Raw genomic sequence first — 11,235 nt, forward strand, 5'->3', positions numbered from 1 at the left:
GATGGTCCTCTCTTTATGGTCCCGGCCGTCGTTCCGAACGGCTCTGTGGGGCGGTGCTTTTGACCGCCCGCTGGCGCGATACTCCCACTCTTTCCAAGAAAAAAGCAACTGCAAAACCATAAAAATGGGCAAGGCTATTCTGCCGTTGCGTCAGCGCTCAAGCAACGAGCCCGGCGGTGCGCTCGATGAAGTCGGCTATCGATTTTGCATCGTCGAGATCGAATACCGGCAGCAGCTCGCCTTCAATGGCAAAATCGGCGGCAACAGCGACGATGTTGGGATCCTCCGCTGAAAGCGGCGTACGGTCCTTCGCATCCAGCCGGCGGGTTTCGATCTTGCTGTGGGCTTCGCGCTTGTAGCCTTCGACCAGCACGAGGTCGCAAGGGGCAAGCCGCGACAGGACAGTCTCCAATGTCGGCTCATCCTCGCCGCGCAGCTCGTGCATCAGTGCCCAGCGAACGCCGGAGACGATCGCGACTTCGGTGGCGCCGGCCTGCCGGTGGCGAAAGCTGTCCGCGCCAGGTTTGTCGATGTCGAAGTCATGGTGGGCATGTTTCACCGTCGACACCTTCCAGCCGCGCCGGACCAATTCGCTGACCAACCTCTCGGTCAAAGTCGTCTTGCCGGAATTCTTCCAGCCGGTGATGCCGAAGACGCGTCTGTTCATGGCTTGATGCTCTGCAACAGACGCTCGGCAGACACAAGATCGTCCGGTTCGTTGATGTTGAAGAAAGGGTCGATCCCCGCCGATGGCGGAACCGGGAACTCCACCTCGACAAAACCCTGCCGGTCGATGAAAGCCGAAACCCGCCTGATATCCTGATCGACCAGAAAGTGCCGCAAGGCATCGCGGCAGCCGATCGGCCACAGCGCGAAGGTCGGATGCCGCTTGCCGGCCGAGCGGGCAACGGCAATAGAACCGGGGCTTTGATCGGCGGCCCCTGCCAGACGCTCGACAAGGTCCAACGGCAGGAAAGGCGTGTCACCGGCAGCGCTGACGATCGCCTTGCAAGACCTGTTGGCCGCGGCCCATTCGAGGCCGGTCAGGATTCCGGCGAGCGGACCGGCAAAGCCGGGCACGCTGTCGGCAAGCACCGGCAGTCCAAAGCGCAGGAGTCGTGCAGGGTCGCCATTGGCGCTGAGCGCCATCGATTCTATTTGCGGGGCGAAGCGCGACACGACCTGGTCAAGCAGGCAGCCATCGCCAAGCGGCAACAGGCTCTTGTCGCCGCCGCCCATCCGCCTCGACTGGCCACCGGCCAGAACAATCCCCGCAATGTCTCGCTTCATGCCACGAAGCCTGTATGCCAGCCGTCGGAAATCACAAGAACCTTCAATGATCTGGCTAGATTCCGTCCGGAACCATGCTTGGCCCCGTGCTTTCGGCGACGATCTTGCGCCGGCCGACGACCCGCTCGCGGTAGAGCGCATAGAGGCCGGAGCCGATGATGATGGTGGCGCCGACGATCATCGGCAGATCGGGAATGTCCGCGAAGATGAACAGGCCAAGCAGGATCGACCAGATCAGGGCCGTGTAGCGGAACGGCGCGATGAAGGAGATGTCGCCCGCCCGCATCGCCATGATGATGAACTGGTAGCCGATAATCACCAGCACAGCAGCCAGGGCCAGCAGGGCCGTGCTGTTGCCCGTCATCGGCGTCCAGCCGCCCATTGCCGGCAACAGCGCCGCGCCGACGATGGTCATGGCAAGCGCGGTTGCCGTCGACACCAGCAATGTCGGAATGGCCTTGGGAATCCGCTTGGTGGCGAGATCGCGCACCGCGCAGCAGGCGACGCTGGCCAGCGCCGACAGCGAGTAGACGCTGAACCCTTCGAAGCCCGGCCGCACGATGATCAGCACGCCGGCAAATCCGATGGCGATGGCCAGCCAACGCCGCCAGCCGACAGTCTCGCCAAAGACAAGTGCCGCTCCCATCGTCACCGCCAGCGGCAGCGCCTGCAGCACCGCCGAAACATTGGCGATCGGCAGATGGGCGAGGGCGACGAGGAAACTCACCGTTGCGCCGGCCTCGCTGATCACGCGCAAGGCGACCAGAGGCTGCAGCATCGAGCCCGGGTGGGCGAGAGCGCCGCGCTGCCAGGCCAGCAGGCCGACGAAAAGCGAAGCGAAAGCCCCACGGATCAACATGACCTGCGCCATGTTCATCGATTGCGACGAGTATTTGGTTATGGCGTCGTTGAGGGTGAAGCCGGCCATCGCCACCATCATGAACAATGCGCCGCGAAGATTTGGAGACAGGGGCAAGACGGCTACCGGTTCTGCTAATACATATCGCCCAAAAGTGACCTCGGTTTGGGGAAACGACATGCATAAGAAACAAAGACCTGAAGCGCGTGGCTGAATCCGTTCAAACGCGACGCGCTTCAGGCAGCAAGCCTGTAACAGTCGGGCATGAAACAGCAACAGCAAAGGACTGGGCCACAGCCTTGTTTGTGGCCCTGAATATCGCCTGCGATGGCGAACTTACTTCTTCGGCGTAAGCACCTCGGTGCCATTGCCTTCCTTGCCGGCGATCGTCCAAAGACCGTGCAGCGAACCGTCCGCCGCCACCTTGTAGACGACGAGGCCAATGTCCTTGTCCATGACATAGCCGGCGGAGAAGGCATCATCGTTGCGCATGCAGATGCCGTCGGAAGATGAGCCACCAGTTTCCCAATGGATCGCGCAGGTCGTCCCGCTGGTCAGCGTGATGGTGGCTTCGCCGCCATAGGCCGAGCCTTCGAAGTTGGTGCCGGCGACCGTATAGGTGCCGCCGATCGACTGCGCCGCCGCGGGCACGGCCGCGAGGCCAAGCAGTGCCAGAGAAAGAACGAGTTTGCGCATGGTGTATCCCCCTGTGAGCGAAGAGCAGCTTCCAGGGGAAGGCTAGGCTGGAACAGACTGGCCGTAAATCCGGCTGCGGTTCGCGAACAAGACTTTTTCTGGGGTGTGGTTCGAAACCGTCATGGCCCCTTGAGACTGCCGGCGATGGCGCCGACCAGCGGATCGTATTTCGACTTCAGCGCCGGCGGGTAGTCGACCCAGACCGTACGGATGATACCGTCTTTCCCAAACAGACGTCGCTCGTAGAATATCTTTCCATCCCTCAGGCCCGACAGCACGGCCCAGTCCTTTCCGGCCTTGCTGTAGGTGATCTTGTAGCCCGGCTCCTTGCTCGCCTTCTCCGCCGCGACAAAGCCTTTCGGCGTGTCGTCGTCGACGTTGAGGATGCCCGAGCAGATCAGGCTGGCGCCATCGGCGCTCAGCCATTGCTGTCCGTCGCCATTGTCGGGCTCCGGCTGGCGATCGGTGAAGACGTCGTCGGGAAAGGTGCAGACAGTGCCGAAGCGATCGTTCACATAGGTGAATGGCGCGGCGACCGCACTGGTTGCTGCCATTGTCGCAATGACCAGGAATGAAGAGTGCAGCCGCATGCTCGCCTCGAAGTCATGATCCCGAAGCGATATTGCATAAATTTCACGGAAAGATCAGCCGCCAGTGACGCTCATGTGGCGCGACACCGATGGGCGGCTGGTGCGGCGGTCGATGATGAAGTCATGGCCCTTGGGCTTGCGGCCGATGGCTTCGTCTATTGCTTCGGCGACCAGCTCGTTGCCTTCCGAGGCGCGCAAGGGCGCGCGCAGATCGGCGGCATCTTCCTGGCCGAGACACATGTAGAGGGTGCCGGTGCAGGTCAGCCGGACGCGGTTGCAGCTCTCACAGAAATTATGCGTCATCGGCGTGATGAAGCCGAGCCGTCCGCCGGTCTCGGCGACCTGGACGTAGCGCGCCGGGCCGCCGGTCTTGAAGGGAATGTCGGTCAGCGTGAACTGGCGTTCGAGCGACGCGCGCAGCAGCGACAGCGGCAGGTACTGGTCGGTGCGGTCGGCGTCGATCTCGCCCATCGGCATGGTTTCGATGACCGTCAGGTCCATGCCGCGGCCATGCGCCCAGCGCATCATGTCGGGCAGCTCGGCGTCGTTGAAATCCTTCAGCGCCACCGCATTGAGCTTGACTTTCAGTCCGGCCGCCTGCGCGGCATCGATGCCTTGCATGACCTTGTCGAGATGGCCCCAGCGGGTGATCTTGTGGAATTTGTCGGCATCGAGCGTATCGAGCGACACGTTGATGCGCCTGACGCCGCAATCGGCGAGTTCGGCGGCAAAGCGCGACAGCTGCGAGCCGTTGGTGGTCAGCGTCAGTTCTTCCAGCGCGCCGCTTTCGAGATGCCGCGACAGCTGGCGCACCAGATGCATGATGTTCTTGCGCACCAGCGGCTCACCGCCGGTCAGCCGCAATCGCCTGACGCCCTTTTCGATGAAAACCGTGCACAGCCGGTCGAGCTCTTCCAGCGACAGCAGGTCCTTCTTCGGCAGGAAGGCCATGTCCTCGGCCATGCAATAGGTGCAGCGGAAATCGCAGCGGTCGGTAACCGACACGCGGAGATAGCTGATCGTGCGACCGAAAGGATCAATCATGTCCATGCTTCAAGCGCTTCCCGTGGCCGTGAACGGCTTCGTTATATACCGCTATGTGATACGATCCGGCCTGCTGTTCAAGATAGCGCCTCTCGATCTTTGGTAACATCTCTCAGCCGACATCGCATGTCGGTCGGTCTCATCAGACCTTTTCCCGTTTGGCGAAGCGGCGTAGGGAAGGGCGGATGACACGGGATCGAACAGCATGACCGCACCGAAAGAACTCAGGGTTTCCAAGGACCGCAAACTTCTGTCCGTCACCTTTCCCGACCACCATCCGTTCGAACTGCCGGCGGAACTGCTGCGCGTCGCCTCGCCATCGGCCGAAGTGCAGGGCCATTCGCCGGATCAGCGGGTGACGGTCCCCGGCAAGCGCAATGTGGCGATCCTGAAGATCGAGCCGGTCGGCAACTACGCCGTGCGCATCACCTTCGACGATTTCCACGACACCGGCATCTTCACCTGGAATTACCTGCATACGCTCGGCCACGAGAAGGATGCGCGCTGGGAAGCCTATCTCGCGGAGCTTGCGGAAAAGGGATTGAGCCGGGACCGCTAGATTGATTCCTCTCGCTGTCGTCAAAACGTCATCGAGATGGCGTAGCGCCGGCAAAGGTTTGGAGGCGAAAACATGTCCGTCATCACCACGGTCGAGCAGCTCGAGGCACTCTATGGCGTTCCAGGCGAGGCCTCGCTGGTCAAGGAACTCGACCACGTCATTCCCGAATACGCCGCCTTCATCGAAGCCTCGCCCTTTGTCGCACTGGCGACCAGCGGACCGGAGGGGCTGGACTGTTCGCCGCGCGGCGATCTCGCCGGCTTCGTGCGCATCCATGATCCGAAAACGCTGATGATGCCGGACCGTCGCGGCAACAACCGCGCCGATTCGCTGAAAAACATCATCCGCGACCCACGCGTCGGCCTGCTGTTCCTGGTGCCGGGCTCCGGTACGACGCTGCGCGTCAACGGTCGCGCCCACATCACAACGGATACAGCGCTGTGCGCGTCATTTGCGGTGGACGGCAAGGCGGCGCGATCGGTAACCGTCGTCGACATCGATGCGGTCTATTTCCAATGCGCCCGGGCCATCGTCCGCTCCGAGCTCTGGAACCCGGCAAGGCATGTCGAGCCGAAGTCGCTGCCGACGCCCGGACAGATCCTGGAAATCACCAGCCGCAAGAACATCGACGGCGAAACCTACGACAAGGAATGGCCGGAACGGGCGAAGAAGACGATGTGGTAGGGTTGGGCTGAAGGGCGCTCAAGCCTCATTCAGCACATCATAGATCTTGCGCATCTGCTCGCCGATCATGTCGCATTGCTCCGGCGTCGACTGGCTCATCGCCTTCTCGATCAGCGCCATATGCACTTTCAGCGCCTGCATCAGCAGCGCCTCGCCGGCTTCCGTCAGGGCGAGACGCAAGATGCGCTTGTCCTTCTCATCACCCTCGCGGCGCAGCAGGCCACGCGCTTCCAGCTGCGGCAACAGCATGGTGATGTTGGAGCGGCCGACGAGCAACTTGCGGGCAAGATCGTGCTGCGACATTCCGGGGTGGCGATAGAGGTTCATCAGCACGTCGAGCTGCGCCGGTTTCAAATCGAGCGGCGCAAGTTTCACCGCCAGCGTGCGCTCAAGCACATGGCAGGCGCGCGCCACCGCGACCCAGTTGCGGAAACGCGGGTTGTCCCAAGGCAGCTCTTGTTTATTGTTCATCTTTGAACTATTATGTTCATGCTTGAACGTATGGATGGATTCTCACTATGGCATCATTCGGGCTGAAGGTCATCCGGGGCGTGTTCGGTGCGGCAGAGCGTGTCGCGCCACGGCTCAGCGGACGCGCGGCGTTCGAATTGTTCTGCCGCACCCCGAATGTCAAGGCGCTCAGCGATGGCGAGCGCCGCGCTGTCGAGCGTGCGACGGGGTTCATGACCGAGGCGCGTCATCACCGGCTGAAGACCGCGACCGGCTGCGTCATGGTGCACGAGTTCCGGCCCGAGCCGGGCAGGGCGGCCGTCGGCACGGTGCTCGTCGTCCATGGCTGGCGCTCGCGCACCGAATATATGCGCGCCTTGATCGAAGGCTATCGCGCCGCCGGCTACAGGGTCGTTTCGCTCGACCTGCCTGGCCACGGCCAGTCGCAGGGCCGGCGCCTGAACATGGTCAATGCGGTGGATGCGGTGCGGGTTGCCGGCGAATGGTTCGGCCCGTTCGCGGCGGCGGTTGGCCATTCCTTCGGCGGCGCCGTCGCCGCCAATGCCATCGCGGGCTCGGTCAAGAACATCCCGCCGCTGGCGGCGGGACGCCTTGTGCTGATCGCGGCGCCAAGTTCCCTGCCGGCGATCTTTGCCGACTTCAGTCATATGTTGAATGTCGGCCCGCGCTCGCAAGCCGCCATGGCGGACCGGGTCGAGCATCTTTCCGGCCGGCCGCTGCACGAATTCACCGGCGACCGCCAGCTCGCCCAGGCACCGGTGCCGACCCTGGTCATCCACGCGCCGGACGACCGCGAAGTCTCGGCCGATCACGCAAGGCGCTATGCCGGCGCCGGCGGCCATGTGCGGCTCTACTGGGCCGACGGGCTTGGCCATCGCCGCATTCTTGCCGACAAGGGCGTGGTCGAACGCGCGGTCGGCTTCGTGACGCATCGCGAGCCATTGCTGCTGCATTGAGCGGCGGTCGAGATTATTTCTTCTTCTCGCCGGGTTCGACCGGCAGTCCGGCGGCCTTCCAGGCGGTGTAGCCGCCGAGGATGTGCTTGACCGGCGAAAGCCCCATGTCCTGCGCCGTCTTTGTGGCCAGGGCAGAGCGCCAACCGCCGGCGCAGAAGAACACGAAGCTCTTTCCCGAGGCGAAGAACGGCTTGTGGTAAGGGCTTTCGGGGTCGATCCAGAATTCCAGCATGCCGCGCGTGACATGCTTGGCGCCCGGAATCCGGCCGTCGCGTTCCACTTCGCGTGGATCGCGCAGATCGACGAAGATGGTGTCTTCATCGTCGAGCAGCCCGGCCGCTTCCTCCGGCGAAACCACCTCGATCACGGCGTTCGCCTCGTCCAGCAGCTCGCGATAACCCTTTTTCACGCTCTCGTCCCTCCCGGCCCTGCTGGCGGATTTCGAGCACACCAGCCGGCGTTTGTCACGCCGCGTTGCCGCCGGCCAACGTCTGCCAGGCAGCCATGGCCCCGGCAACCGTCGCCAGCAGGGCAGCGTGCGAGGCGCCGTCTCGCGCCTGGATCGACATGCCGTGCTGGACCGTGGCGAAGAAGGTCGCGGCAGCGCTCGCGTCGAAATCCGCCGGCAATTCGCCTTCGGCAATACCGCGCTCCAGACGTTTTTGCAGGGCGGTGTGGTTTTCGGCACGACGGCGGCGCAGATCGTCGCAGATGGCGCCGCGGCTCGAATCCTGATGCAGTGCGCCCAGCGTGATCAGGCAGCCCTGCGGGCGATCGCTCTGCGCATAGGCTTTCGCCGTCAGGCACAGGAATTGTTCGATCGCCTGCCGCGCGGTCGGAGCCTCGTCCAATGCCAGCCAGATGTCGGCACCCTCGGTGTGCGAGTAAAAATCCGTCGCCTCCAGGAACAGCGCCTCCTTGCTGCCGAAGGCAGCGTAGAGGCTGGGCGAGTTGATGCCCATGGCGGCGGTCAGCTCGCTCATCGATGCACCTTCGTAACCACGCGCCCAAAACACCTGCATCGCGCGGCGCAGGGCCGCGGTTCGATCGAAGGTGCGGGGACGGCCTCGTTCCGACATGACGCTCTTTCTGTGTTGATCGATACATAATTCAGTTGACGCCAGCGGGCAAGGCTGACAGATATTTATGTATCGATCATTACATAAAAGGAGAATTCGATGTCTTCCAGCAGATTGAACGGCAAGGCCGCGCTCGTCACCGGCGGCAGTCGCGGCATCGGCGCGGCGATTGCGCGGAGGCTGGCGGCCGATGGCGCCAGCGTCGCGCTGACCTATGTGCATGGCGAGGAACAGGCCCGCGCTGTCGTCGCCGAGATCGAGGCCAAGGGCGGCCGCGCCATCGCGATCAAGGCCGACAACCGCGATGCGGTCGCCCTAGACAAGGCAGTCGATGACGCCGTAACCGCCTTTGGCCGACTCGACATCCTGGTCAACAGCGCAGGCATCTGGCGCGCCGCCCCAATCGACACGCTGTCGCTCGCCGATTTCGACGAGACCATGGAGGTCAATCTCCGGGCCCCGTTCATCGCTTCCAAGGCCGCGGCCGCCCATATGGGTGAGGGCGGCAGCATCATCTCGATCGGCAGCAACCTTGCCGAGCGGGCGACCGACGGCAGCCTCACGGCCTATTCAGCCAGCAAGGCGGCGCTGGTCGGCCTGACCAAGGCGCTGGCGCGTGACCTCGGCCCGCGCGGCATCACCGCCAATGTCGTCCACCCCGGTTCGACCGACACCGACATGAACCCGGCCGACGGCCCGCATGCCGAGCATCAGCGCCGGAAGATGGCAACGCCGCGCTTCGGCAAGGCCGACGACATTGCCGGCATGGTCGCCTGGCTCGCAGGCCCGGAAGGCCGCTTCGTCACCGGCGCTGCCCTGACCATCGATGGCGGCGCCAACGCCTGATCCCGCGGGGATTTCCGGCTGGGGCGGAACCACCCTCCGCTCCAGCCGTCACGATCTTGTGAAACCGTTCTGCAACAGGCTTTCCAAAATTTATGAAAGCTTAACGAAATCGGTATGAATCAGTATAGTCGCGCCTTACATCCGCCATGCGGTGAGCGGGACGATCGAGCGTGCGGAACGGGAACCGGTTGCGGCCGGAGCGGGTGATTCATGAAATTCCTCGGAAACAAAGCAACCGTGATGCCGCTGATGGCAATCACGGCGACGCTGGCTTTCGGTGTACCCCAGGCAGGCGCGCAGGGGCTCTTCGACATGCTTTTCGGCGGCGGCGTCAGGCATGCGCCGAAAGGCGAGTTTCCGCCCCCGCCACCGAAGAACAAGCCAAAGCCGAAAGTGTCCGGTGGCGGCGGCGGCAATGTGAAGATCAGCAGCCCGTCCTACTACACCTACAAGGCCGACCGGCTGGTTCGCGTCGACTTCTCGGCATTGGCCGCGACGCCGGCGCCGGCGACACCGCAGGACGCCGCCTTCGTCCCGTCGGCTACGGGTGCCGCGTTTCGTGATGCGGTTGCCAGCTTGGGCGACTACGAACTCTTAGCCGAGCCCGACATCGCCAAGGCGCTGATCGCGTACTACTCGGCCAATCCGGATTTCATCTGGATAAGCGGAACCAGCCTCAACAGCCGTGCGCAGGATGCGGTGCGGGTGCTTGGCGAGGCTTCAAGCTATGGCCTCACGCCCGCCGACTATACGGTCGAAGTGCCCGCTGCCGGCGCATCGTCGACCGATGCCAATGCGCAACTGAAAGAACTCGTCCGTTTCGAGATGGCGCTTTCGGCGCGTGTGCTGCGCTATGCCCACGACGCCCAGAACGGCCGCGTCGATCCCAACCGCATGACCGGCTATTATGATTTCCCGGCCAAGCCGCTCGATCTGCAAGGCGTGCTGAAAACGCTGGCTCATACCCAGCAGGTGCGCACCTATCTCGAATCGCGGCACCCGCAGAATGCGGAATACCAGGCGCTGCGCGTCGAACTGGAAGCGCTGCAGGCCAGTGCGGAAAACGAAATCGTCGTCGACCCCAAACTGCTGCTGAAGCCGGGCGAAACCAGCCCCGAACTGCCGAAGCTGCTGACCCTGATCGCGCGCAATCTCGATGACGAGATGGGCGGCGCCTATGGCGAGGTCCTGTCCAGGCTGGCCACCAGCGACGTCTATGATCCGGAACTGGTCCCGGTCATCAAGGCCGTGCAGCAGAAGGCAGGCATGAAGGGCGACGGCGTCATCGGCCCGCGCACCGTCGCGACGCTGGCCGGAACATCCAAGGCCGACAAGCTGCTGAAGGTGGAAGTGGCGCTGGAGGAACTGCGCTGGCTGCCCTCCGATCTCGGCAGCCCGCGCGTCTTCATCAACCAGCCGGCCTTCACCGCGAGCTACATCGACAATGGCGAGGAAAAGCTCAAGACGCGTGCCGTCATTGGCCGGACCACCAACCAGACCTCCTTCTTCTACGACCAGATCAAGCAGGTCGATTTCCATCCCTATTGGGGCGTGCCCCAGTCGATCATCGTCAACGAGATGCTGCCGAGATTGCGCAACGATCCGGGCTATCTCGACCGGTCCGGCTATGAGGTGACGGATTCGCGCGGCAAGCGCATTCCTTCGTCGGCGGTCAACTGGGGCGCCTATGGCTCGAACATCCCCTACAGCGTGCGCCAGCAGCCGAGCGAGGCCAACGCGCTGGGCGAGTTGAAGATCCTGTTCCCCAACAAGCATGCGATCTACATGCACGACACGCCGCAGAAATCGTTCTTCCAGCGCGATATGCGCGCGCTCAGCCATGGCTGCGTGCGGCTGCAGGATCCGCGCGGCATGGCGGCGGCGGTGCTTGGCACCTCCGTGGACTATATCGCCGAAAAGCTGAAGCACGGCCACGCGACCGAGAACGTGACACGCACGATCCCGGTCTATGTCGCCTATTTCACCGCATGGCCCGATCTGTCGGGCAAGGTCGAATATTTCGGCGACGTCTACGACCGCGACTCGCGGCTGAAGCAGGCCCTGGATGCCACGGAGGCGGTGCGTTCGCCTTCGAGTTGATTTTTAGCGCTCGAACAGCGGCCGTCGGAAGCCGGCGTCGCGCCCGGCGATCAGCCAATAG

At 63.2% G+C, this 11,235-nt stretch carries 14 protein-coding genes; 5 read left to right on the forward strand and 9 right to left on the reverse strand.

All coding sequences use genetic code 11. The features are described 5' to 3' along the window. Positions 1–157 precede the first annotated feature (157 nt). The 6 genes from mobB to moaA all read right to left on the reverse strand — a co-directional run bounded on the left by mobB (position 158) and on the right by moaA (position 4,485). On the reverse strand, positions 158–667 hold the full coding sequence (gene mobB, locus EN990_RS07975) for a molybdopterin-guanine dinucleotide biosynthesis protein B (RefSeq protein WP_127388280.1): 510 nt from the start codon (positions 665–667) through the stop codon (positions 158–160). Continuing rightward, positions 664–1,290 (reverse strand): molybdenum cofactor guanylyltransferase MobA, encoded by a 627-nt coding sequence (mobA, locus tag EN990_RS07980; RefSeq protein WP_127370527.1) that lies wholly within the window; start codon positions 1,288–1,290, stop codon positions 664–666. Before mobA ends, mobB begins: the two co-directional genes overlap by 4 nt. Before the next feature lie 55 nt (positions 1,291–1,345). After that, positions 1,346–2,266 (reverse strand): DMT family transporter, encoded by a 921-nt coding sequence (locus EN990_RS07985; protein ID WP_127385185.1) that lies wholly within the window; start codon positions 2,264–2,266, stop codon positions 1,346–1,348. Positions 2,267–2,485: 219 nt separating this feature from the next. Next, positions 2,486–2,845, reverse strand: a complete 360-nt coding sequence (locus tag EN990_RS07990; protein ID WP_127370295.1) for a hypothetical protein — start codon at positions 2,843–2,845, stop codon at positions 2,486–2,488. Positions 2,846–2,964: 119 nt separating this feature from the next. Further along, the gene (locus EN990_RS07995; protein WP_024503302.1) at positions 2,965–3,435 is read right to left on the reverse strand and encodes a hypothetical protein; all 471 of its coding nucleotides are present in this window, start codon (positions 3,433–3,435) and stop codon (positions 2,965–2,967) included. 54 nt (positions 3,436–3,489) lie between these two features. Further along, positions 3,490–4,485 (reverse strand): GTP 3',8-cyclase MoaA, encoded by a 996-nt coding sequence (gene moaA, locus EN990_RS08000; RefSeq protein ID WP_127385184.1) that lies wholly within the window; start codon positions 4,483–4,485, stop codon positions 3,490–3,492. 199 nt (positions 4,486–4,684) lie between these two features. On the opposite strand from moaA, the gene EN990_RS08005 reads away from it, so the two are divergent. Both EN990_RS08005 and EN990_RS08010 read left to right on the forward strand, forming a co-directional pair. After that, positions 4,685–5,038 carry a DUF971 domain-containing protein gene (locus EN990_RS08005; protein ID WP_013531698.1) on the forward strand — a complete coding sequence of 118 codons (354 nt, stop codon included), beginning with the start codon at positions 4,685–4,687 and terminating at the stop codon, positions 5,036–5,038. Between the two features lie 72 nt (positions 5,039–5,110). Then, complete coding sequence (locus EN990_RS08010; protein WP_063172133.1) at positions 5,111–5,722, forward strand: pyridoxamine 5'-phosphate oxidase family protein; 612 nt, start codon at positions 5,111–5,113, stop codon at positions 5,720–5,722. An 18-nt stretch (positions 5,723–5,740) separates the two neighbouring features. Here EN990_RS08010 and EN990_RS08015 read toward each other — a convergent pair whose 3' ends face one another. Next, a complete protein-coding gene (locus EN990_RS08015; RefSeq protein ID WP_013531696.1) occupies positions 5,741–6,193 on the reverse strand; it encodes a MarR family transcriptional regulator in 453 nt (150 codons plus the stop codon). A gap of 47 nt (positions 6,194–6,240) precedes the next feature. On the opposite strand from EN990_RS08015, the gene EN990_RS08020 reads away from it, so the two are divergent. Continuing rightward, a complete protein-coding gene (locus EN990_RS08020; protein ID WP_027161593.1) occupies positions 6,241–7,149 on the forward strand; it encodes an alpha/beta fold hydrolase in 909 nt (302 codons plus the stop codon). Between the two features lie 13 nt (positions 7,150–7,162). On the opposite strand, the gene EN990_RS08025 is transcribed toward EN990_RS08020, so the two are convergent. Both EN990_RS08025 and EN990_RS08030 read right to left on the reverse strand, forming a co-directional pair. Next, positions 7,163–7,558 carry a rhodanese-like domain-containing protein gene (locus tag EN990_RS08025; protein ID WP_013531694.1) on the reverse strand — a complete coding sequence of 132 codons (396 nt, stop codon included), beginning with the start codon at positions 7,556–7,558 and terminating at the stop codon, positions 7,163–7,165. Between the two features lie 55 nt (positions 7,559–7,613). Then, positions 7,614–8,228 carry a TetR/AcrR family transcriptional regulator gene (locus EN990_RS08030; protein WP_013531693.1) on the reverse strand — a complete coding sequence of 205 codons (615 nt, stop codon included), beginning with the start codon at positions 8,226–8,228 and terminating at the stop codon, positions 7,614–7,616. Positions 8,229–8,327: 99 nt separating this feature from the next. On the opposite strand from EN990_RS08030, the gene EN990_RS08035 reads away from it, so the two are divergent. Together EN990_RS08035 and EN990_RS08040 are read left to right on the forward strand one after the other, a co-directional pair. Beyond that, positions 8,328–9,074, forward strand: coding sequence for a 3-oxoacyl-ACP reductase family protein (locus EN990_RS08035; protein ID WP_013531692.1), 747 nt, complete (start codon positions 8,328–8,330; stop codon positions 9,072–9,074). A gap of 210 nt (positions 9,075–9,284) precedes the next feature. Then, complete coding sequence (locus tag EN990_RS08040; protein ID WP_063172136.1) at positions 9,285–11,174, forward strand: murein L,D-transpeptidase; 1,890 nt, start codon at positions 9,285–9,287, stop codon at positions 11,172–11,174. Positions 11,175–11,235: the final 61 nt, after the last annotated feature.

The organism is Mesorhizobium sp. M7A.F.Ca.US.005.03.1.1 (assembly GCF_003997975.1).
Lineage (GTDB): Bacteria > Pseudomonadota > Alphaproteobacteria > Rhizobiales > Rhizobiaceae > Mesorhizobium > Mesorhizobium ciceri.